Source organism: Polycladomyces subterraneus (assembly GCF_030433435.1).
Classification (GTDB): Bacteria; Bacillota; Bacilli; order Thermoactinomycetales; family JIR-001; genus Polycladomyces; species Polycladomyces subterraneus.
In genome coordinates this window covers 18,666-40,315 of record NZ_JANRHH010000022.1, presented here as the reverse complement: position 1 = coordinate 40,315, position 21,650 = coordinate 18,666, and the positions used below count along the sequence as shown (strand labels likewise).

The following is a 21,650-nucleotide window of genomic DNA, read 5'->3' as shown; positions in this document are numbered from 1 at the left end:
TTCTCCTGTTGACTTCCAAGACTCTTTTTTCATACCATTATGGTAATACCAATATAAAGGAATTGTCAATCTATAAAAAATGCGAGGGGGTCCGTGTATCCCCTCAATAAATTGAGGGGGATTACAGCCCCCTCGCGCTCCCCCATTTTTCTAAAAAGGCCACCCATTTCTCAGTATCTACGGTTGCCGGATCCACCCTGGCTTGGGTTGGAATACAGATTTTGCTGCTGATGGTGTTTTGTCATGGGGTTTTGGTTTTTTGTTCCGGCTTTTTACTGCCTTCAATCACACGGAAAGCAGGGCGCCTGCCACGAAAGCGGTTTCCTGTCGGCCGCCCTTTTTTACGCGGGCGGATCGACCGGGAATGAGAGGGGATGTTCCACCGCAGAAACCATTGCGGGGGAAACTTGTACAGGTAAAAGACAACACCGGCAATGAGCAGGGGAATCAATACTTGGACAGGATTCATTACAAGCAGGCGGAGGAAACCGATGCCCATCAAGACGAACAGGATCAGACGCCACCCGTTGTTTGGTTGTCTTACCATGACCGTTCACCCTCATTCCATAAAGAATCCGAATAGCCGACTTACGAACGGGAGTGTGCTAGCGAGGAGGATGTGACCGTTGCTTCGGCTTGCAAATCCAGCTCCCTCATTTTATTGAATGCGGCAATGGCTACTTCCACTTGATCATCATCCGGTTGTCGGGTGGTCAACTTTTGCAACCATAATCCGGGATACCCCAGATAAGAGAGCCCGGGAACGTCTCGCAAAGCGTTGGTCAATTTCAACAATTCGTAGGAGAGTCCGACCACCACGGGCAGAAGCATCAGCCGGATGCCGATGCGATCCCAGACGTTATCGTAGTGGAAAAAGGAGTAGACAATCACCCCAACGAGAACAGTCAAAATGATGAAACTGCTGCCGCATCGAAAATGAAGGGTGGACTGCCGTTGTACGTTACTTATTGTTAATTCTACCCCTGCCTCATAGGCATTAATCACTTTGTGTTCCGCCCCGTGATATTGGAAGACCCGTTTGATCGTAGGCGTTTGCGAAATCAATATAAGATACGCAAGGAGCAGCAATGTTTTGATGCCGCCTTCGATCAGATTTTGGGCGATCAGATTGTGGACATACCGGTCAAACAATACACTGGCCAGAAAAGCCGGCAAAGCGGTAAAAAGAATTTTTCCGATCACCAATGAGAGGACACCGACCGCAGCCACTCCGATATATGTGGTTAATTTAGACGGGGAACGCCGATCTTCCTGCCAAGACTCCTCATCCGAATAACCCAAATCATACTGTTCCGTCGCAAATTGCAAGTGTTTTGCACCGGAAGCGCTCGCTTCGATCAGTGCCACGATGCCGCGAATCAGGGGGATTTTTTTCAGGAAAGATAAAAATGGCGATGGAGTTCGCACTAACTCCCATGTTGCGATCGAGCCGTCTTTGCGTCGGATGGCGGTCACTTGAACGTAACGCCCTCCAAACATTACGCCTTCTATTACGGCCTGCCCGCCGTATGCGACTGGTTTTTCCGACACTTTACCTGCACCGCCTTATTTGTAATTTCCTTATAGGAGAACGGCCGAAAGTACGTTCTTGTATGAAGATGCATTCCCATTGTATCACAGAAATGGCGTTCGTCGCAGTGATCCAGTGAAATTCTACGTCAACAGGGGAATTTGTGGTACAATTGGCGAAGGAGAGAGGAGGTGTGCCGATGCCGAAGGTGCTCGTGCTACACGGTCCCAACTTGAACCGGCTGGGGAAAAGAGAGACCGACGTATACGGACGAAAATCATTGACAGAGCTGAACCATCGTCTGGAAGAATTAGGTCGTAAATGGGGACTGGAAGTGGAAACATACCAGTCCAATCACGAAGGAGAATTGATCGACCGGATTCATGCCGCAGATGGAACATTTGACCATCTCATCATCAACCCTGGTGCATTGACACACTACAGTTACGCTCTTCGGGATGCCCTGGCCTCTGTGGAAGTACCTGCGATTGAGGTACATCTGTCCAACATACATAATCGCGAAGCGTTTCGGGCGCATTCTGTCACGGCGCCGGCCGCGGTCGGTCAAATCGTAGGCCTTGGTTTTCTCAGCTATGAGCTGGCTCTCCGGGCTGTGGCGGTTCGGTTGGGGCTGATCGATTGAGAGGAGGATGCCTGTTGGAAAAGCGGATCGACCGTTTACGTGACCGAATGAAAGAGCAAGATCTCGAAGCCTTGCTTGTTACCCATCCGATGAACAGAAGATATCTGACCGGGTTCACGGGCACGGCGGGCATGGTGCTGGTGACGGATAAGGACGCCAAACTGCTGGTCGATTTCCGGTATGTGGAGCAAGCCCAAAAACAAGCCCCTCATCTGGATGTGGTGCGTGTCGGGGGTGAGCCGTTTCGCACGGTGGCCCAATTGTGCCGTGAGTGGAACGTCAGCCGGCTGGCGTTTGAACAAGATCATCTCGTATATGCCCGTGTGGAAAAGCTAAAGTCCACCCTGGACGGGGTGGAAGTGGTCCCGGTGAGCAACATGGTGGAAAAACTGCGCGAAACCAAGGATGCCGATGAGCTGGAGACGTTGCGTCGTGCAGCACGAATCGCCGATGAAGTATTTACGGAGATTCTCAAGGAGATTCGTCCCGGACTGCGCGAGCGGGACATCGCTTTTCGCCTGGAGTTTCTCATGCGCGAAAAAGGGGCCACTTCTTCCTCATTTGACATTATCGTCGCCTCCGGTCCGCGTTCGGCGCTTCCGCACGGCGTGGCTTCGGATCGGGTGTTGGAGAAGGGTGATTTGGTCACGCTGGATTTCGGTGCCCTCCATGAGGGATATTGTTCGGACATCACGCGCACCATTGTATTAGGAAAGCCGAACGAGCGGCAACGGGAGATTTATGATATCGTGTTACATGCCCAACAAGCGGCATTGGAGGCAGTTCGTCCAGGGGTAACCGGACGCGATGTAGACAAGGTTGCCCGGGATATCATCACCGACCGCGGATACGGCGAGCAGTTCGGGCACAGCACCGGCCACGGCATCGGCTTGGAAATTCACGAAGCCCCGACTCTTTCCGTCAATGGGGAAACCGTGTTACAATCCGGAATGGTGGTCACGGTTGAGCCGGGTATCTACTTGCCCGGTTTTGGTGGCGTCCGTATTGAGGACGACGTGGTCGTGACCGAGCAGGGCAAGGAAGTGCTGACGCACAGCCCCAAAGACCTGATCGTGATCGAATAGACGGTCGGCTTTATCTTATCGAGTTTGGAGGAGACATGCATGATTTCGGTGAACGATTTTCGTACGGGATTGACCATCGAGCTGGACGGTGACGTGTGGCAAGTACTGGAATTCCAACACGTCAAACCGGGGAAAGGGGCGGCGTTCGTCCGTTCCAAACTGCGCAACCTGCGCAACGGCAACATTCAGGAGCGGACATTCCGCGCCGGGGAAAAAGTGCCGCGTGCACACGTGGAAACCCGCCAAATGCAGTACCTGTATGAAAGCGGCGGTGAGTACACGTTTATGGACAATGAAACCTACGAGCAAATCAGCCTGCCGGCCGAACGCCTGGAGCGGGAGATCAAATTCCTGAAGGAAAACATGAACGTCAACATCATGATCTACCAAGGAGAAACCATCGGTGTGCAACTGCCCAATACGGTGGAGTTGGAAGTGACCGATACCGAACCGGGCATCAAGGGAGACACCGCGACGGGCGGAAGCAAATCGGCCACGTTGGAAACGGGCTTGGTCGTACAGGTACCGCTGTTCGTTAACGTGGGCGACCGGCTGATCATCGATACCCGGAGCGGCGAGTACGTTTCTCGGGCATAATAGGAACCCAACGATTATGAGAGAAGGGGACGCGTTTCTCTGCTTGCACTGTTTATATGCGGCTGAGCGGGGATACGTGCTCCCCTTTTTCTGGCTATAGAAAAAGCAGCCTGAGAGACGGGGCTGCCTTTTTTTATTGACTAGAGTTTTTTGATTTTTCTTTTCCTTCACAACAAGAGGAACGTAACAAGACTGATTTACACCTTTAGCATACGTTTTCCGTTGACCCGTATTTCTCCCTCAAAATGTATTTTTGAATTTTTCCGGAAGGGGTCCGCGGAATTTCTTTCACAAACACCACTTTCCGGGGCTTTTTGTAACTGGCCAAGTGTTGAGTGGCAAACCTGATTATATCATCCTCCGTTGCTTTCATTTCCTGTTTTAGAACTATCACCGCACAAACGGTTTCGATATATTTCGGGTCTGGAATTCCGATTACTGCCACATCTTTGACAGCAGGATGGCGAATCAAGACGTCTTCGATTTCAACCGGATAGATGTTCTCTCCACCGCTTCTGATCATGTCCTTTTTGCGGCCGACAATCGAGAGATATCCATCCTTGTCGATCCTCCCAAGATCACCTGTATGACACCAACCGTCAACGAAAGTGGCTGCCGTTGCCGCAGGTTTTTGCCAATAACCCTGTGAGACAGCCGGACTCTTGATGCAGATTTCGCCTGTTTCTCCTATCGGAACTGATTGTCCGCGGTCATCGACGATTTTGATTTCGGTCAACGGCATCGGTTTCCCGACAGTATGGCCTTTCTTCCTGGAGTCAGACGGGTCAAGGGCAGCGGCAATCGGGGTTCCTTCCGTCAAACCATAGACCTGAACCAATCCCACATGGGGAAAACGTTCGTTTAATTGTTCGATTGCCCATGGCATGACGGGATCCCCTCCCGAATAGATTCGTTTCAATCTTGAAAGCTTGAAATCTGCGGATCGGGAAGAGTTCAACATCTCATAAATCATAAAGGGAAATAGAAAACAATCAGTGACATTTTCTTGTTCGATTGTTCGTACAACGCGATCGATGCTGAAGCCCCCACTTTTTGTAATCACAACTGTTCCTCCAACCAGGAGTGCCGGCAGTGCCAGATCTTCCATTCCTCCCACATGATAAAGGGGACCAGTCGTCATACAAACCGTACCGGCATGCAAATTCCATTTCATCACCTGCATGGCCGAAAACCAGAGTGTATTGGCGTGTGTCCATAAAGCTCCCTTCGGCCGTCCCGTGGTTCCGGAGGTATACATCAACATCACCGGATCCGACGGTTCAAGCGTTATATTGGTGATCTCCGATGTTTCTCCGTTGGTCAATACGTCCCATGGTTTGGCCCAAGGTGGAACCGGCTCACCCTGATATGGAAGACAGATGTAATCCTCAACAGAAACAGCATTCCGTATTGGCTCGATCCGATCAGTTAAACTGGAATGAAAGCAAAGAATTTTACAGCCTGAATCGTTCAACGCGTATTCAAACTCTTGACTGGCCAACCGAAAATTGAGACGAACGGCAATGGCTCCGATTTTTGCAGCCCCGAAGTAAAGAGCGAAGTACTCTAGACAGTTATACAGAAGGATTCCGACCCGATCCCCTTTTTTCACTCCCGAGTTGCGAAGCACATTTCCGTAGGCATTTGAAACCCGATGCAACTCCTCATACGTCCACGATAACTCACTTTCCAACTTTACAGCACACTTGGAAGGTTCTAGCGTGTTGAGATCTCCCATGATTCGTCTTGTCATATACCCGACATCCATGCATATCCCTCCCAAACATGGTGTATCCTCGCATGATGACCTTAATGATTTGGGCTCTTGTTTACCATCAGTTTTATAGTGGCAACCACCACTGTCTCACCGGTCTGTTTTTTAATCTCTTGGAGCGCTGTGATAATTCCCCGCCCGTTGTCTTTCTCCTGAATATCGATAATCTTCACTTCCGAATGAATCGTGTCGCCGATGAAGGTCGGATTGGTAAAGCGAACATGTTCCATTCCATAGAAAGCGACGACCACTCCCGGTTCAAATTGAAAAAGACCCGTGGCAGCGGAAAGCACCAGCATCCCGTGAGCGATACGCTGCTTAAACAAGGTTCTGGACGCATACTCCTTGTCGGTGTGAAGGGGAAACCAGTCCCCACTGAATGCAGAAAACATCACGAGATCGGCCTCCGTAATTGTCCTTCCTTTGGACAGCCAAGTTTCGCCTATTTTGTACTGTTCCAGGAATTTTGTAAACACTGTGTTTTCCTCCTTCAAGTCACAACCTGGTGATTTGCAGAACAGTTTTCTACACTTTTCTAGCGGCGCATGTATACCTTCCCGAAGACCGTTTACATAAGGGCTTTGGCAAGCCGGAAAGCACCCGTCAGGGTGCTTTCCGGTTAATGTCGCTTGAAGTGGAAACCAAATGGTGATTTTTCAGGTTACCGGGTGTGGGGGTAGCTGACAAGGTTGATAAATATGCGGTAGCCACCGGGCACTTGAGCCTGAATCTGGCGGTACCAGACTAGGCTGGTATAGATGTAAGTGCCTTTGCCGTAATCAGCGACCAACAATCCGCTGGTGAAAGGCTCTTCCCCTGGATCGGACATGGACAAAAGCGGGAGATAATGCTCTTTGTCCCAACTGGAAGGAAAATAGACCCCCCGTTCTTGGACCCATCCGTCAAAGTCGGCGGAGGTGATTTTGTTTGGCCACTGCATGATCGGATGCTCGGGTTGCAAGAAAGTGACGGGGGCAGTTTCATCCGTGACCCTCCAACTGATGGGAGGATCACCGGGAGTGAGCGGGTATGGGGCGAGTTCAGACTTCCAGTTGTCCTCCGGTTTGTGATACTGCATGACTACATGGCCACCGTTTTCTACGTAATCCAACAAACGATGGTTGTTAGCCAAAAGGTCAGGGCGCGAGAGATAAGCCCGAATGCCGACGACGATGGTGTCGTATTGGCTTAAGTCATTTTTTTTCAAATCATCTTCCGTTAAGGAAGTGATGTTAAGTCCCGCTTGACGCAACTGATTGGACACATCATCAAATCCGCTTTCCACATATCCGATTTTTAGCCCGGTAGGCAAATTCAAAGGAAACGCATGGAGAGTGAGTTTGGCATCGCGTACGTAGTAGCTAGTCCCAATGTGCGGATAAAAGATACGCTGCACTTGGGAGTTGAAGCGATGGCCGTCAACATTGGCTTCGAAGGTGATGTCGTAGGTTTGTTCCTTGACTCCTTTGGGTGTAGTGATGTTCACCTGAAAAGATTGTTGCTCATCCGCCTTAGCAAAATGGACATCCCATTCAGCCGGTTCCGCTTTCCAGCCCTCCGGCACGTTGACGTGAATCGTTCCTTGGCTGGGGCCGTTTTTATAGTTCGTTACTTGCAAGTGAATGGTTCGGGTATCCTGCTCTTTCGCAGTATTGATGATGCTTGACTCGGGTGAGAGAAGGAAACCCCAATCCGGCAAGAGCGCGGCCGTTTGTTTGAGCGGGTCCGGTGTGATCCGCTGAGTAACCGTTTGCCCTTCCAGTAGATAGGAGACATCGATTTGCACAATGGAAGGATGGTAAGGATGGAAGAAGGAAGCATGGTCTACGGGAGCAGACATGGCTAAGCGGATCGTTTTTTGATGCTTGGGCCCCAAGGAAGTGATGTACGGCTGGACTGCCACCTTCCAGTGATCCTCTGGCAAAACAGGTTTCACCCGGATTCCGGTAATAGGCTGATCACTGTTGTTGTGAATGGTTAACGTGAGATGGGAGGTGGAGCCAAGTGTCCAGATATCGCGGTCGATGCCCAGGTTAATTTGGATTTCCGAGGCGACGGCACTGGCGTGCTGAAGCTGTTGTTCTTTGATTTGCAAACGGTAGAGCAGGTCCTCTCTTTGTTCCTGGTTCAGCGGTTGGACTTGGGCAAGGTGGATGGCTAGGCGTGTCATTTGCAAGGCCTTTTGCACTTCCCGAGTCACATGGGCCCGATTGGGATAGGCCTGGATGGCCCGCTCGTATTGTTGCTGCAGGTGGATGAGTGCTTGTTTCATAGCCGGTTGAGGCACTTGTTTGGCATAATCCGCAAAATCGTAGGGAAGTGAGTCAAAAAGGGAGGACTCTTTCCCTTTGGACCCTGTGGCAGAATTGACCAATTCCAATGAAATGAAGAAATCGCCCACAGGTAGGTCTCGACCCATACCCTGGCTTTTGTGCATTTTGCGTGATTCTTCTCCCAGTTGAGGATAAGTCAAACCGTAGATCGGGTCTGGTTTTCCTCCGATGTTAAAGCGCAGCGTTTCGTGGCCGTTTGTGCCGGGAAGGTAAATTTTTTTGATTTGCCACGGTTTTAAGCCTTGCCGGATTTGCTCCGGAAAAACGTTGGGGTCAGCGGCATCTCGAAAGGCACGAATGGTCAGCTCAGAGATGGCGCGATGGTGTCCGTGTTCGGTCGGGATGTCCCGGAACGAAGGCATTACGATGTCTGGGCGCTCTTCGCGAATCCGTCGGATCAGCCGTTCATAGGTTAACGTTTCACCCCATTTATTCAGTGTCTCTTCGGGTGATTTTGAGAAGCCAAAATCGTAAATGGGGTCATTCAAGTCTTGGCTGAGCATAAAAAGATGGACATTTAACAGTTTGGCCGCCTCCTGAAGTTCGCGGCTTCGAATGATACCGAGCGCGTTGCCGAGTTCCTTGCCAATTTGATTTTGCCCCCCTTCGCCCCGGTTGGCCAACACACTGATGGTGCGCACGCCTTTGCCGAGGGACAGGTAAGCCAGCAAGGCACTCTGTTCATCGTCAGGATGTGCCCCCGTGTTCATAAAGCTAACCACGGTATCCAGGGGGAGGAGGGCTTTCCACAGCTCCCGGTCCGGTTCTTCCTGCGCCTGGGTGGGCAGGGAAGGTGCCAGCAGACTGACGAAGAGAACAAAAGTCAGCACAAACACAAACCAGGCTCTGAACCTTAATGGATGCATTCCCAGATCCTCCTGTCAGATGGATTCCGGCATATATTCCACCCTTTGGTAATTATGATAATCATGAAGATAGAATATTTCAACAAAAATATTAATTCATTCTTTTCACTCCTGAAGGATTTGGTTATAATAAAAGACAACCGGATATGTATTCCACCTTTTGTCTCAAGTTGGTAAGAAAGGTTTACAAACTAAATCAACCGGGTTTCTGTTGACAAATGTGCATGGAAGGTAATAGTACTAACAATAGATTTTGTATCCTAAAACAAATCGCGGAAAGGGAATCGGGCTTGATAACAAGGTCGGTGATCGACTTCTGCTGTCGCCGCGGATCGGAGAGTACATACTTACCGAGTACAAGTCTCGCTATGTTCGCTTCGCTCCCTGGTATCGTTGTCAACAAGCCCTAACAGAGTGAGGGGGGTTTCATGGGAAATCATACGGTTAGCGGGACTCCCCATGAGATGAAACGGCTGAACAAACGGATTATTTTGCAGACTATTCGATCAAAAGGGAAAATTTCTCGCGTCGGGATCTCCAGGGAGACGACGATCAGTCGGACGACGGTCTCCCAGATCATCGATGAATTATTGGCCGAGGGGGTGATTCGAGAGGTCGGAGTGGGTGATTCTTCCGGACAGGGTGGACGGAAACCGATTCAATTGGCGATCGATGATCACGCTGGATACGTGGTGGGGATCGATGTAGGTGGAAGTTCCATTACGATGGCCCTGTGCAATTTGGGCGGAGAAGTGTGCCAAAAACAGACGATCCCCACCCGTAAGCCTTTGGAAATACTGCGTTTTTTCCTCGATGTCCGCCGATTTTTGGAAGAGTTGTCCATCCCACTCGACAAAGTGGTCGGTTTGGGGGTGGGGGCACCGGGGATCACCCGGTTTCATGACGGCGTGGTGATTTCGGCCCCTAGCCTGGAATGGGAGAACCTCCCATTGAAGGAGAGGATGGAAGACTATTTTCAGCTTCCGGTTTACGTCGAGAATGATGTGAATCTGGCCGCCCTGGGCGAATGTTGGCTGGGAGCTGGCCGGGAGAAGCGGCACGTAATCATGGTGACGGTAGGGACTGGGATTGGCTGCGGCCTGATCTTGAACGGGGAACTGTACCGTGGTGCCAATTGGGCTTCCGGCGAGATCGGCTACATGTTGACCGACGCCGATGCGGTAGAGCGATGGAACGATCCTATCTACGCCGGGTTTGGGTTTCTGGAAAGTAAAGCCGGAGGACCGGCCATTTTGAGGGAGTACCATCGCCGCTTGGATCTGACCGGTACGGCAATGGATAAACAGACGGCCAAAGACATCTTCGACGCCTTCCGGGAGGGCGACCCGAAGGCAGCCGAGGTGATTGGGGAAGCCAGCCGCCACCTGGCCGCGGGGATCGCCAACGTGATCAGTCTGTTTGACCCCGAAGTCGTTATCCTGGGTGGCGGCCTATTTGGATCGGCGGATATCCTGTTGCCTATCATCGAAAGAACCGTTCGCAAGCTGACCCCAATGCAGCCAGAGATCCGGATCAGCCAACTTGGGGATTTGGCGGGGGCGGTTGGCGGGGGAGCGCTGGTGTTGAAGGAGCATGACTCCGTTTTTCAGGGGGTTCTGTGATCGTTTTTTGGAAAATCATATTGAGAGGGGAGATCCGATGCGTTGGAAAGTGATTCTCAGTTTGACTCTGGTGACGGGGCTGGCCACAGGCTGCCTCGCTTCGTCACCATCAGGGGAAAGCGCCAAGGACGGGCTGGAGGAGACGGTGGTCGTCTATTCTCCCCATGGAAAAGACATCTTGCAAGATTTTGAGAAGCGATTTGAAAAGGAGCACCCCAACACCGACGTGCAGTGGCTGGATATGGGTTCTCAGGAAGTGTTGGACCGGATCCGGTCGGAAAAGGGAAATCCCCAGGCGGACGTATGGTGGGGGGGACCGTCGGTGATGTTTGAACAGGCAAGGGAGGAGGGTTTGCTGGAAAAATACAAGCCTAGCTACGCCGATGCTCTCGACGACGAGTTTCATGCGAAGGATTACAGCTGGACTGGTACCTTCAAGACACCTCAGGTAATCATGTATAACACTAATGAGATTTCCAGGAAGGAAGCGCCGAAGGATTGGGACGACCTCTTGGACAAGAAGTGGAAAGACAAGATCATCATCCGCTACCCGCTGGCTTCGGGGACGATGCGCACCATTTTTTCCTCTATGATCTACAGAACCTACCAGGAGTCGAAGGCTCCCAAGGAAGGGTACGAGTGGTTGAAGAAACTGGATGCCAACACCAAAGAATACGCCGCCAACCCGGAGATGATGTACAGCAAGATTGCCCGGGGGGAAGGGAGCATGACGGTGTGGGACATGCCGGACGTCGTGATGTTAAAGGAGACGAAGCACTACCCGTTTGATTACGTCATCCCAGAGAGCGGAACGCCGGTGCTGACCGATGGGATCGCCCTGGTGAAAGGTGGGAAACACCCCAAAGCGGCCAAAGAATTCTATGAGTTCGTCAACTCCAAGGATGCGGCCAAAATCCTCGCCGAAAAGTATTACCGCATCCCCACCCGTAACGACATCGACGACTTGCCCGCCTGGATCACGGAAACGAAGATCAAACCAATGGAACTGGATTGGGATCTGATCCGTAAAAAAGAGAAAGAGTGGATGGAGTACTGGGACGAGAATATCAAGAGCAAAAAGCAGGCGGAAGAATAAGACGAATGTCTTTGGGGTGATCGGATTGAGCCGAGTTCAACTGTCGCAGGTTTCCAAAACATTCGGGGAAGTTTCGGCGGTCAATCAGTTGGACCTGACCATCAACGAAGGGGAGTTCTTCACCCTGTTGGGTCCGAGCGGTTGCGGGAAGACGACAATGCTGCGAATGATCGCGGGGTTTTGTTATCCGACTACCGGCAGTATCCTCTTTGACGACCAGGATGTAACTCGCGTTCCACCACACTACCGAGATACAGGGATGGTGTTCCAGAACTACGCCCTGTTTCCACACATGACGGTTGCCGAAAACGTGGCCTTTGGTCTGGAAGTGCGTAAACTCCCGAAAAAGGAGATCACTGAACGGGTGGAACAGGCCCTTGAGCAGGTGCGACTGGGGGGATTCGGGGAGAGGAGGATCTCTCAGCTGAGCGGGGGGCAGCAGCAGCGGGTCGCTCTTGCCCGCGCCTTGGTGATCCGCCCCCGTATTCTGCTCCTCGACGAACCCCTCAGCAACCTGGACGCGCGTCTCAGGGACGAGATGCGGATGGAGATCCTGTCTCTACAGCGCTCCCTGGGAATCACCACGATCTACGTCACTCATGATCAGGTGGAGGCCTTATCCATGAGCGACCGGATCGCCGTCTTCAGCCGCGGTAAGTGCCAGCAGACGGGGACACCGGAGGAGATATACAACCACCCAAAAAACGCCTTCGTCGCTTCCTTTGTCGGGGAGACTAACCTACTCCCGGCCACGATCAAAGAGACGGAACCAGATCATGTGACGGTGGAGAGCGGGAACCGCTTATTCCGGGTGAAGAAAGGGGAGCAAGACGTTCCCCATTGGACGGGAGAAGGGGGCTGGTTCCTATCGATTCGCCCCGAGGCGGTCCGCCTAGTCGAAGGTCCCGGATCAAACAGGGTGGAAGGGTGGGTGAAGCTGATCCAGTTTACGGGTTCATCCTATTACTGCAAGGTGGAGTTGGAGGACGGAACGGTGTTACAGGCTTTGTTCTTAAACCGGCCGGACATGCGAGGGAGGCTACGTGAAGGGGAAAGGCGATTCTTCGAGTTGCCGGAGGACCAGTTGCGGCTGATTCCAGACGCAGGGGGTAGTATTGATGATTAATCCTGCTACAAAAAGGCCGACAGAGCCGATCGCATCCCGGCGCGTGGTATCGGATAAGGGATTCACCCTGTTACTACTGATCCCGGTCATCCTGGTGTTGGTCTCTTACGTGTTATATCCGAGCCTGAGGACCTTGGTTCAGAGCGTGTGGATGAAGGGGGAGTTCACCCTTGAAAACTATAAGCGTTTCTTCAGCCCGGAGAGTCTGTCCAACCTGGAGGCGCTGTGGAACAGTCTCTACATCTCCTTGTTGAGTGTCCTGTTGAGTGCCTTGATCGGCGTGCCACTTGCTTTCATCTTCAACCGCTACGATTTCCCAGGACGCCGCTTCTTCGCGACGGCAGCGATCATGCCCATTGTGCTGCCCCCTCTGGTCGGGGTGATGTCCTTTATGTTCCTCTACGGAGAGTCGGGGTTGGTGACACGGATGATCCAGGACTGGTTCGACCTGGACAAAGCCCCCTTCAAGCTGAGCGGGGTTGCCGGCATCCTGCTGGTTCATGCCTACACCATGTACGTCTACTTTTACATGACCGTCTCCTCGGCCATCAAGGGCTTGAATCCCTCCTTGGAAGAGGCTGCCACCAATCTCGGTGCTGGCCGGTGGACCGTCTTCCGTCGAGTGACGCTACCGCTGTTGACTCCTGCGCTGGTGGCGGCGTCCCTATTGGTATTCATGACGTCGATGGCCTCGTTTTCTGCTCCTTTTCTGTTGGCCGGAGGGTTCAGGGTTCTTAGCCTGCAGATTTATTTTTCAAAAATCAACGGCGATCTGGACATGGCCGCCACGCAGTCGGTCATCCTGTCCGTCATCTCCATATCCTTTTTGCTGGTGATGCGGTGGTATCAGGGAAGGCGGGATTACCGGGTGTCGGAGAAGGGAGTTAGTACTCACCGTCGGGAAGTCAATAATCCTTGGGTCAAGTGGCCCTTGGTCATCGTCGGGGTGATCGGAGTGGTGTTTCTGCTACTTCCCCATATCACGCTGGCGATTTTGTCCCTGGTCCCCGAAGGTTCGTGGACTTATCAGACCTACCCTACGCGGTTTAGCCTCGAAAACTACCTATTGTTGATGAAAGACCCCCATATCTGGAAGCCGATCCGAAACAGCCTGTGGATGGCGGCGCTGGCGACGGCGGGAAATTTTCTCTTCGGCATTCTAACCTCTTATGTGTTGGTAAAGAGGAAATTCCGTGGAAAAAACGTCTTGGACGTGATGGTGATGCTCCCCTGGGCCCTTCCAGCGACGGTAGTGGCGATGAACATGATCCTTGCATTCAATGTGCCCACCCCCTTCACCTTCGGTAAGGTTCTGGTGGGTACCTTCTGGATTCTGCCCTTGGCCTATTTCATCCGCCACATCCCCCTGGTGGTTCGTTCAACCAACGCGGCCCTGGAGCAGCTAGACGACTCCCTGGAGGAGGCTGCCCGCAACCTGGGCGCCCGTTGGTTCACCACCTTTAGAAGAGTGATTCTACCCATCATCCTGCCCGGGATCATGGCTGGCACTCTGCTCGCCTTTGTAACCGCTGTGGGAGAATTCGTCTCCTCGGTAATGCTTTACACCATCGACAACCGTCCTATCTCCATCGAGATCATGAACCAGCTACGCATGTTCAACTTAGGGCAGGCGGCGGCATACGCGATGTACCAAATCATCCTGATCGGTGTTGTCCTGTTCATCTCCAATCGTTTCTTCGGGGTCAAGGCAGAGAATTCTCTCTGATGGATGACAAACCTCAATCCAATCTCAAGGGGGATGTTTGAATGAGCAAACGGGAGGAGTGGTTGAAAAAAGACGGTGCGACTTTTCCGGGAAAGACCTATGTGGAGTGTTTGTTGAAACCGGTTTTCAACTATCAGAGGGATTATCTGTTTTCCGCTATGTTCCAGGTGCACCGGGCTCATGTGCTGATGCTCTGTGACCGGGGGATTTTGTCGAAGGAGGAGGCTGCTCGTATCCTGGATGCTATCGAAAGGGTGGCCGCCCTCGATCCCGCTGTCCTCCGGTACGATCCGCGCTATGAAGATCTGTTTTTCATGATGGAGGCACGGCTGACCGAGGAGGTGGGACCGGACCTGGCGGGGAACATGCACATCGCCCGCAGCCGGAACGACATGGGGGTGACTATGTATCGTCTCGTCCTGCGCGAGCAGCTGCTGGAACTCCTAGATGTCGTGATGGATCTCCGCGAATCCCTGTTGGAAGTGATCGGAGAGCATTTGGAGACGGTGATGCCCGCCTATACCCACACTCAACCGGCTCAGCCCACCACACTCGGTCATTACCTCCTGGCGATCCAAGATGTACTGGGGCGGGATACGAAGAGGGTCTGGGCCGCCTTTCACACCGTGAATCAAAGCCCTATGGGAGCCGCCGCCATTACGACATCCGGTTTCGACATCTGCCGGGATTCCGTCCGGAAATACCTGGGGTTTGAAGGCATAGTGGAAAACTCCTACGACGCCATCGCCGGAGCAGATTATCTGTTGGAAGTGGCGGCGGCGATGATGGTGCTGATGACGAACGTGGGTCGCTGGATACAGGATCTGCTGTTGTTCTGCACCAGGGAGTTCGACGCCGTCAAAGTGGCCGACCCCTATGTTCAGATCAGCAGTATTATGCCGCAAAAGAGAAATCCGGTTTCCGTGGAGCATTCCCGTTCCATCGCCAGCAGTGCCATCGCCGACGCCCAGGCGGTCTTTGCGATGGTGCACAACACACCATTTGGCGACATCGTGGACACCGAGGATGACCTTCAGCCTCACCTGTACCGATCGATCGATAAAGCCCTGCGAGTACTAAAGCTGATGAATGCAGTGGTAAGCACGCTGGAAGTCAACCGGGAGCGTTTGATGAGAAGGGCCCGGGAAGATTACATCACGATCACGGAGCTGGCCGACGCCATGGTTCGGAAGAAAAGGACTTCTTTCCGAATTGCCCACCGGATCGCTGGCCTCGTCGTAAAAAAAGCCTATCAACGTCGTTTGGAGCTGGATGAGGTTTCCCCGGAGTTGATCGAAGAAGCCTCCCGTGAGGTGATGGGGAACGGGGTACCCTTTACCGAAGAAGAGCTGAAAAAGATTTGGGATCCCAACTATTTCATTGCGGTGCGAAAATGTTTGGGAGGACCGAGCCCGGGGGAAGCGGCGAGGATGCTGCGGGATCGGAGAAAAAAACTATCCGCCGACCGTACTGAACTGCAACAATACAAAAACCGGATCCGGTCCGCACAGGACAGGATGAAAGAACGGATCCAACAATTGACGGCGACGCTGTCGTCATAGAGCGGGTTGGATCCATCATACTCATAGACGACAATGGAAGGGGAGTTCCAAGAAGGTTATTTAAGTGATTCCATTCTTTTTTCCAATTTCATGATCAGGCTTTGAAGTAAATTGATTTCATATTCGCTTCTGCAGTCACAAGCATCTTCAAGGCGATCTGACAATTTATTGATCAGGTAATTGTATTCTCCTCTCTCAAAAGGGAGATCTGGATTCTCCAATTTATTTAAAATGGAAAGGTTGAGGTTCTGTTCCTTCCCCGTTGTCGTCCGTTGCAGTGACGAAATATATCTGCCCAAATAGAGACGTTCTTGAAAGGTGATATAACCCATAGATCCAACACTCCTTGCGTCAGGATATACAACGAATCCTTCTATCAAATTTAATAATGCTTAGGGAAGTGACTCTCTCAAGCCTTCGCTCTCCAACGTCCCGGTTTGGAAAAAGTGATATTGGAGGGGGTATGGTAGTCTGCTCCGAGGTTTGGAGCATAATTGAGTGTTGTGCTAAACAAGAATTCGGTTTGATTAGTTTTCTTGTCGACCCCCTGGACAACGAACAATGCATTCTTCCACCTGGATCGGTCTCCCCATATGTGCCACGCGCACTTTACAGGCTGGCGCTCAACAAAAGGGTTAGTATCGCAAAGAACCCCTAATTATTTGGGAATACCGATCATCGTACGTTTTTCCGACTGAAAAGTGGAACTGAGAGTCCAATCCGATTTGTTCTTTTTTTTGCAAGCGATGTGGTTCTTTCGCATCATGGGCGTGGGGTTCCTGACAGCCAGCGACAACGAACATGGAAACAAACAATAATAACATCCGTCTCATTGATTGATCGACTCATAACCTTATTGCTTTCTATTCGATTTTCTATTATCTATCTCCTATGTCCTGTGAGCATGATACGTTCTCCCAGCTTCAGTAGATATTTCCCCGCTACGTTTTCATCAGAGGGAAATGCTGGAGAGAAGAAAGCGTCAAAAGCCGGGTGGCTCCCCCGGCTCAGAAAAGCTATTATTTTCATTCCATTATGTATATCATGGATATTAAAGGGCATCTCCGAAACACACGCGGATATAACGCGTGGCCGTCACGATCTGACTGCTCCCCCCTTATCATGAATCCTTTTCCACTGGTAAAAGAAAATCAGGTTGGTTGGAGGGAAAGCATGAAAGAATTGGGTTGGTAGTAATGTTGGCAGTGCTAATCGGAGCTTTCATATGGAGGGACGCTGGGGAAGATGTTGACAGGAAAGCAAATCAGGAGTCCGAGGTGACCGATGGGTATAAGTATCAGCCGGATCCTAGGAAAATTCCGCAGGTTCCACCGAAACCGAAACTGATTCCGCCAGCGAAACCCTCATCACCGCAGCCAAAACCGTTGCCAGATGCACCGTCTGCAACGAAAGGTGCAAAGAATATGACTACAGGGGCATGATGGCCTCTTTTTTCTTGCGATCACCCCTTGCCTAACAAATGGAACAATTTGAGTAAAAAGGCGGTGATCCCGGCGGCCATCAGCGGGCCAACGGGAATTCCACGCAAAAACAGAATGCCGAAGATCGAGCCGATTACCAATCCAATGATCAGTTGGGGGTCGACCTTCAGCAAATCAAGCCCTTTCCCGTTCATATAAGTGGCCAACGCACCTCCCAAGAGTGCTAGCAATCCGGGCCAAGTGGAAAAAACCGAAACGATTTCACGCAGGTTGATTCTGCCGGAGGCAAAAGGAACCAGTACTGCAATGGTTAAAAACAGCAGACCCAGTTCCATCCCGCGCCTTTCCACCGCCCCGAAATATCTTTCCAGATGCGTCAGCTTCAGGATAAGCAACAGGCTGGCCGCTGTCGCGATGATGGAAGATCGGCCCACCAATCCGATGAGAATCAATGCCACCAACAACAGGTCCGGTTTCATGTCCATCCCCTGTCCCACAGTCTTACCATCACTGTATGTACAAGGGGGACAAAATATTAAATGGAAATAATCCGACCTTGTTCCCACACAGGGACAATCGAATAGCGGTCCACTTCCAGGCAGTCACGTAAATCTTCCTGTGCTCCCATGCGCAGCAATCGTTGACCGGACTGACTCAATGAGAGGAATTCTTCCAACCGATCGCGGCATCCCAAATAACAGGCCTGCATGGATTGGCCCAGATCGTCGCAGACCGCGTGGGGAACCTTTTTCAAGATGAGGTCGATCATGAGTCCTGCAGCTGTCCCGTCCTCCAGGGAAAATGTGCCGCGTGTACCGGAGCATAGAAATACCACATCTCGCTGAAGGGAACAGGCCCGTTCCGTGCAAGCGAGCGCGTTGAGAAAGCAGCCGACCAAAATGTGAGCGCCTTTGGACGCCTTGATCAAGGCACGCGTCCCGTTGGTGGTCGTGAGGGCGATTCCCCGTCCGTTTACGAGGGGAGACGTGTAATCACGGGGGGAATTGCCCAGATCGGATCCTTCCAAGCGTTTGCCGTATCGTTCACCGCCCAGCAACAGCCCGTCCTGTTTGGCGGATTGTTTGGCTTCATTGACAGTGACATGTGGAACAACATGGGTGGTACCGTGGGCAAATGCGGTAACAATGCAGCTCATCGCGCGGAACACGTCGATCACGATGACGGTTTTATTGTGCAGCCGGTCCATTTGTACTTCATCCACATGGGGACAAACGGAGATATGCATCATTCTTGGCGCTCCATGCGTAGTCCGATAGCAAACGTGTCCGAGCGAAGACCGCGTCGGAGCGCTTCAACCGCGAGCGATTCCTGTGGAGATACGTTGCCCAGGTGTATGTCGGGACCCAGCGCTTGGAGCAATTGCACCTGTTGGGATTTCTGCGGCGCTTCCCAGATCAAAAACCGAGAACCGATTTGTTCATGAACGGTGAACAGGTAATCCAGATCGGCTTCTCCTTTTTCATTGTATATCCCGACATTTTTCCCCGATTCACGTCCCTCGACAATGACGTAAGCGGCTCCTGCATCACGGTCGCGGTGATAAGTTTCCGTTAGCAGCGGGATGGGGGTGAACGAACCGTCCGCTTTTTTACCGATCTCCGTGATGACGTTCAACCCGTTGGCCAAGGCGGCACGAATGTAATGATCCCGCTCCTTACGAGATAGATCCACGGTACCGTCGGAAATTTCCATGTAAGTGAACCCCAGTTCGACCAAAGCGGAAAAGTAATGTTCCACCTGGTTCTGGGCATGGGCCACCTCAAACATCGTTCCCCCCGGATACAAGATCACCTCTCGTGATTGCGCGATGGCCAGTTTTTCTCGCAAAATCGGAATAGGGGTCAGTGCTGGCGTGCCGAAACCCAGTTTGATCCAGTCGATATACTCTCCCGCCGACGCAACCAGATCACGAAAAGCGGAAAGTCCCAAGCCTTTGTCCAGTATCATCGTGCATCCGGTCGTACGTGGTTTGGATTGACGGATGCCGGATGGATCAATCATTTTCTGAGGCCAACACATCACCGGCAACGATTTCATCCGTTTCTCCTCGCTTCCTTACTCAAGGATCATACCCTTGATATGATATGCGGAAGCGGTTGTCCGGTGCCCAATGTTGTCAACGCAAACGGGAGAAAGAAAAAGAGACTGCAGTCAAAGGGGTCGAACTCCACGCGAATTCAGTGGCTACTGAATTGACCATTGGCACTCCTCATATTTGCTGAAGTTGTTTTTTGCGCATTAAGAGGCGTGATTGACCACCCGTTCCCCTCAGTCGTTTTGGTCGATGAATCACGAAGGCAGCTAAGATTCCCGTGATGGCGGTGAGGGCGGAAGAACCACCGAACAACCACCATTTGCTGTCGGCCAGAGCTCCGAAAGTAGGAGGGCCCATGGCTACACCCAAAAAGCGGACACCGTTGTACAGTGATGTGATAATACCCCGTTCCGTCGTATTCACCGCAGATGTGATCAAGGTATTTAAACAAGGGAGAACCAACCCCGAACCGATTCCGCCGACAAACAGAACCCCTAACAGAAGGTATGTGTTGGTGATGAAGGGCACAAGTGCCATGACAACTGATACGGTGAACAGACCAGTGATAATGAAATGCTTCATCCGTTTGACGTTTTGATCGATATGATTGCCACACCAATAGGAGGTGCTGCTCATGGCCGACAGCGGAATGGCCAGGATCAATCCTTTGCTCACACCGTCGATCCCATATCGTTTTTCCAGCAAATCGGACAGGTAGAACAATACTCCGAAGATAATGAACAGCGTAACGGAGCCGGACAAAAAAGCGACCGACAACCATTTCCCTTGGCGACGGAACGTTTTGATCACATGATCTTTGTACTGTGACAAGGTAGGAACATCCCCTTCGCGCCGCGGTTCCTGAATGATCCACCACAATGCGGCAACAGCAGGAACGACCAGCACAGGAAAGGTGAAGAAAAGGGCCGACCACGAAATCAGGGCGATCAATGATCCGAGAATCGGGCTGATCACTTTCCCCAATCCATTCGCTGCTTCGATCATGCCGAGAACCTGACTGCGCTCATTGCCTTTGTATAGGTCACTCACCAGGGCCATGGCGATTGGTGCGGTCCCTGCAGCCCCGATTCCTTGAATGATGCGACCGGTCAACATCAGGGGATAGGACCCGAATGCGGACAACCCGGCTACAATCCCACCCGCACCATAAATCAGTAAACTGATGGCAATGATTATTTTTCGGCCGAACCGGTCGGACAATATACCGGCCAAAGGAATGATGATGCCTGCGGGAACAGAAAACAAAGTGATCAGCATACTGACTTGCAGTGACGTAATCCCCAGTGATTCACGAATCGATGGTAAAGCGGGAATGATCATGGAATTCCCCAACACCATCAAAAGCGGAACCGAACTCAATACAGAGATGTCCCGCCATGAGTGGTGACGAGAGGCGTCCTTGTTTTGCCTGGGGGATGCAACCGTCATATTTGGCAATTTCTGTCTCCTCCTTTTTACCTGTACACGTGTAGACTTCCCAAATCGACGGATTTTTACTGTCACGAATCTCGCGGTCGAAGAAAAACCACAATAGGAATGAAGGTCGATTCGTAAGGAGGAGACGTGAACATGGATACCATGCAGCACAATGATTTACACAAGGATATCGCGTTTATTCAAGGCATGATGGAAGGATCGGGTCAAATCAATCAGCGCATGGAGGGGAAAGTACTCTCCCGCCTGTTGACATTGGTCGATGATTTAATCGAAGAAGTGCATCAATTGAATCTGCGATTGGGCGAATTGGAAGAGTACGTGGAAGCGGTGGATGAAGACCTAAACGAATTGGAGCTGTTAGTATACGACGACGAAGAAGACGAGGATGAGAATGCTGGATTTTTTGAGATGGAGTGTCCCAAGTGCGGGGAACAAGTGTTGATCGATGATGACATTTTCGACGATGATGACACATATGAAGTGCTTTGTCCTGAATGTCATACGGTATTGCTCGTCAATGATGATGATGAGTCCGGTCGGAAGACGGAGGAGTCGGAAACGGAACAAATGCCTCTTTCCTGATCCGAGATCGGAGGATGGGGTCGTTGACAATGGCCTGCGGGCTCCGATTTCCCGTTTCGCTCTGCACTCAACGGAAAATCCAGATCTACTCCGCGACCAGTGAACGTCTGCGTCATAGGAGGGACAACGGCGCACTCGAAATCACAAATGG

20 protein-coding genes are annotated in these 21,650 nt (G+C 51.7%); 9 read left to right on the top strand and 11 right to left on the bottom strand.

Annotated elements, in window-relative coordinates; genetic code table 11:
• Window positions 1-241: 241 nt before the first annotated feature.
• Together NWF35_RS05230 and NWF35_RS05225 are read right to left on the bottom strand one after the other, a co-directional pair.
• Entirely contained in the window at window positions 242-547 is a 306-nt protein-coding gene (locus NWF35_RS05230; RefSeq protein WP_301238031.1) for a hypothetical protein, read from the bottom strand.
• Window positions 548-588: 41 nt separating this feature from the next.
• Window positions 589-1,500: a DUF1385 domain-containing protein gene (locus NWF35_RS05225; RefSeq protein ID WP_301238035.1), complete on the bottom strand. Its 912-nt coding sequence runs from the start codon at window positions 1,498-1,500 to the stop codon at window positions 589-591.
• A gap of 230 nt (window positions 1,501-1,730) precedes the next feature.
• Here NWF35_RS05225 and aroQ point away from each other — a divergent pair, with 230 nt between their 5' ends.
• The 3 genes from aroQ to efp are packed head-to-tail and all read left to right on the top strand — an operon-like array spanning window position 1,731 to window position 3,856.
• Window positions 1,731-2,174, top strand: coding sequence for a type II 3-dehydroquinate dehydratase (gene aroQ / locus NWF35_RS05220; protein WP_301238030.1), 444 nt, complete (start codon window positions 1,731-1,733; stop codon window positions 2,172-2,174).
• Window positions 2,175-2,185: 11 nt separating this feature from the next.
• A complete protein-coding gene (locus NWF35_RS05215) occupies window positions 2,186-3,259 on the top strand; it encodes a M24 family metallopeptidase (protein WP_301238034.1) in 1,074 nt (357 codons plus the stop codon).
• Between the two features lie 39 nt (window positions 3,260-3,298).
• On the top strand, window positions 3,299-3,856 hold the full coding sequence (efp, locus tag NWF35_RS05210; protein ID WP_301238029.1) for an elongation factor P: 558 nt from the start codon (window positions 3,299-3,301) through the stop codon (window positions 3,854-3,856).
• A 205-nt stretch (window positions 3,857-4,061) separates the two neighbouring features.
• On the opposite strand, the gene NWF35_RS05205 is transcribed toward efp, so the two are convergent.
• From NWF35_RS05205 to NWF35_RS05195, 3 genes are all read right to left on the bottom strand, one after another.
• Entirely contained in the window at window positions 4,062-5,624 is a 1,563-nt protein-coding gene (locus tag NWF35_RS05205) for a class I adenylate-forming enzyme family protein (RefSeq protein ID WP_301238028.1), read from the bottom strand.
• Window positions 5,625-5,665: 41 nt separating this feature from the next.
• The gene (locus tag NWF35_RS05200) at window positions 5,666-6,106 is read right to left on the bottom strand and encodes a MaoC/PaaZ C-terminal domain-containing protein (RefSeq protein WP_301238027.1); all 441 of its coding nucleotides are present in this window, start codon (window positions 6,104-6,106) and stop codon (window positions 5,666-5,668) included.
• Between the two features lie 185 nt (window positions 6,107-6,291).
• Window positions 6,292-8,829, bottom strand: coding sequence for a PIG-L family deacetylase (locus NWF35_RS05195; RefSeq protein ID WP_301238026.1), 2,538 nt, complete (start codon window positions 8,827-8,829; stop codon window positions 6,292-6,294).
• A 428-nt stretch (window positions 8,830-9,257) separates the two neighbouring features.
• On the opposite strand from NWF35_RS05195, the gene NWF35_RS05190 reads away from it, so the two are divergent.
• From NWF35_RS05190 to argH, 5 genes are read left to right on the top strand one after another with little or no spacing between them, the layout of a single operon-like run.
• Window positions 9,258-10,451, top strand: a complete 1,194-nt coding sequence (locus NWF35_RS05190) for an ROK family transcriptional regulator (RefSeq protein WP_301238025.1) — start codon at window positions 9,258-9,260, stop codon at window positions 10,449-10,451.
• A 37-nt stretch (window positions 10,452-10,488) separates the two neighbouring features.
• Window positions 10,489-11,547 carry an extracellular solute-binding protein gene (locus NWF35_RS05185; protein WP_301238024.1) on the top strand — a complete coding sequence of 353 codons (1,059 nt, stop codon included), beginning with the start codon at window positions 10,489-10,491 and terminating at the stop codon, window positions 11,545-11,547.
• 25 nt (window positions 11,548-11,572) lie between these two features.
• Window positions 11,573-12,673 carry an ABC transporter ATP-binding protein gene (locus NWF35_RS05180; protein WP_301238023.1) on the top strand — a complete coding sequence of 367 codons (1,101 nt, stop codon included), beginning with the start codon at window positions 11,573-11,575 and terminating at the stop codon, window positions 12,671-12,673.
• Window positions 12,666-14,399, top strand: a complete 1,734-nt coding sequence (locus NWF35_RS05175) for an ABC transporter permease (RefSeq protein ID WP_301238022.1) — start codon at window positions 12,666-12,668, stop codon at window positions 14,397-14,399. The genes NWF35_RS05180 and NWF35_RS05175 overlap by 8 nt, the downstream gene beginning before the upstream one ends.
• 41 nt (window positions 14,400-14,440) lie before the next feature.
• Window positions 14,441-15,961, top strand: a complete 1,521-nt coding sequence (gene argH / locus NWF35_RS05170; protein ID WP_301238021.1) for an argininosuccinate lyase — start codon at window positions 14,441-14,443, stop codon at window positions 15,959-15,961.
• A 56-nt stretch (window positions 15,962-16,017) separates the two neighbouring features.
• On the opposite strand, the gene NWF35_RS05165 is transcribed toward argH, so the two are convergent.
• The 6 genes from NWF35_RS05165 to NWF35_RS05145 form a co-directional block, all read right to left on the bottom strand.
• Window positions 16,018-16,293 (bottom strand): hypothetical protein, encoded by a 276-nt coding sequence (locus NWF35_RS05165; RefSeq protein ID WP_301238020.1) that lies wholly within the window; start codon window positions 16,291-16,293, stop codon window positions 16,018-16,020.
• A 303-nt stretch (window positions 16,294-16,596) separates the two neighbouring features.
• Window positions 16,597-16,794, bottom strand: a complete 198-nt coding sequence (locus NWF35_RS16810; RefSeq protein WP_363321559.1) for a membrane lipoprotein lipid attachment site-containing protein — start codon at window positions 16,792-16,794, stop codon at window positions 16,597-16,599.
• A gap of 629 nt (window positions 16,795-17,423) precedes the next feature.
• Window positions 17,424-17,882 carry a DUF441 domain-containing protein gene (locus NWF35_RS05160; RefSeq protein WP_301238019.1) on the bottom strand — a complete coding sequence of 153 codons (459 nt, stop codon included), beginning with the start codon at window positions 17,880-17,882 and terminating at the stop codon, window positions 17,424-17,426.
• 56 nt (window positions 17,883-17,938) lie between these two features.
• Window positions 17,939-18,652, bottom strand: coding sequence for a 2-phosphosulfolactate phosphatase (locus NWF35_RS05155; protein WP_301238018.1), 714 nt, complete (start codon window positions 18,650-18,652; stop codon window positions 17,939-17,941).
• On the bottom strand, window positions 18,649-19,461 hold the full coding sequence (gene comA, locus NWF35_RS05150; RefSeq protein WP_301238017.1) for a phosphosulfolactate synthase: 813 nt from the start codon (window positions 19,459-19,461) through the stop codon (window positions 18,649-18,651). The genes NWF35_RS05155 and comA overlap by 4 nt, the downstream gene beginning before the upstream one ends.
• A gap of 172 nt (window positions 19,462-19,633) precedes the next feature.
• The gene (locus tag NWF35_RS05145; protein ID WP_301238033.1) at window positions 19,634-20,908 is read right to left on the bottom strand and encodes an MFS transporter; all 1,275 of its coding nucleotides are present in this window, start codon (window positions 20,906-20,908) and stop codon (window positions 19,634-19,636) included.
• A 141-nt stretch (window positions 20,909-21,049) separates the two neighbouring features.
• Here NWF35_RS05145 and NWF35_RS05140 point away from each other — a divergent pair, with 141 nt between their 5' ends.
• Window positions 21,050-21,499 carry a CD1247 N-terminal domain-containing protein gene (locus tag NWF35_RS05140; protein ID WP_301238016.1) on the top strand — a complete coding sequence of 150 codons (450 nt, stop codon included), beginning with the start codon at window positions 21,050-21,052 and terminating at the stop codon, window positions 21,497-21,499.
• Window positions 21,500-21,650 lie beyond the last annotated feature (151 nt).

Bases quoted from the DNA above. Each gene is read 5' to 3' on its own strand.
- NWF35_RS05185 (WP_301238024.1), top strand. From the start codon at position 10,489: ATGCGTTGGAAAGTGATTCTCAGTTTGACTCTGGTGACGGGGCTGGCC.
- NWF35_RS05230 (WP_301238031.1), bottom strand. From the start codon at position 547: ATGGTAAGACAACCAAACAACGGGTGGCGTCTGATCCTGTTCGTCTTG.
- NWF35_RS05205 (WP_301238028.1), bottom strand. From the start codon at position 5,624: ATGGATGTCGGGTATATGACAAGACGAATCATGGGAGATCTCAACACG.
- NWF35_RS05175 (WP_301238022.1), top strand. From the start codon at position 12,666: ATGATTAATCCTGCTACAAAAAGGCCGACAGAGCCGATCGCATCCCGG.
- NWF35_RS16810 (WP_363321559.1), bottom strand. From the start codon at position 16,794: ATGAGACGGATGTTATTATTGTTTGTTTCCATGTTCGTTGTCGCTGGC.
- NWF35_RS05140 (WP_301238016.1), top strand. From the start codon at position 21,050: ATGGATACCATGCAGCACAATGATTTACACAAGGATATCGCGTTTATT.
- NWF35_RS05155 (WP_301238018.1), bottom strand. From the start codon at position 18,652: ATGATGCATATCTCCGTTTGTCCCCATGTGGATGAAGTACAAATGGAC.
- NWF35_RS05160 (WP_301238019.1), bottom strand. From the start codon at position 17,882: ATGAAACCGGACCTGTTGTTGGTGGCATTGATTCTCATCGGATTGGTG.
- NWF35_RS05195 (WP_301238026.1), bottom strand. From the start codon at position 8,829: ATGCATCCATTAAGGTTCAGAGCCTGGTTTGTGTTTGTGCTGACTTTT.
- NWF35_RS05190 (WP_301238025.1), top strand. From the start codon at position 9,258: ATGGGAAATCATACGGTTAGCGGGACTCCCCATGAGATGAAACGGCTG.
- NWF35_RS05165 (WP_301238020.1), bottom strand. From the start codon at position 16,293: ATGGGTTATATCACCTTTCAAGAACGTCTCTATTTGGGCAGATATATT.
- NWF35_RS05225 (WP_301238035.1), bottom strand. From the start codon at position 1,500: ATGTTTGGAGGGCGTTACGTTCAAGTGACCGCCATCCGACGCAAAGAC.
- argH (WP_301238021.1), top strand. From the start codon at position 14,441: ATGAGCAAACGGGAGGAGTGGTTGAAAAAAGACGGTGCGACTTTTCCG.
- NWF35_RS05145 (WP_301238033.1), bottom strand. From the start codon at position 20,908: ATGACGGTTGCATCCCCCAGGCAAAACAAGGACGCCTCTCGTCACCAC.
- aroQ (WP_301238030.1), top strand. From the start codon at position 1,731: ATGCCGAAGGTGCTCGTGCTACACGGTCCCAACTTGAACCGGCTGGGG.
- comA (WP_301238017.1), bottom strand. From the start codon at position 19,461: ATGAAATCGTTGCCGGTGATGTGTTGGCCTCAGAAAATGATTGATCCA.
- efp (WP_301238029.1), top strand. From the start codon at position 3,299: ATGATTTCGGTGAACGATTTTCGTACGGGATTGACCATCGAGCTGGAC.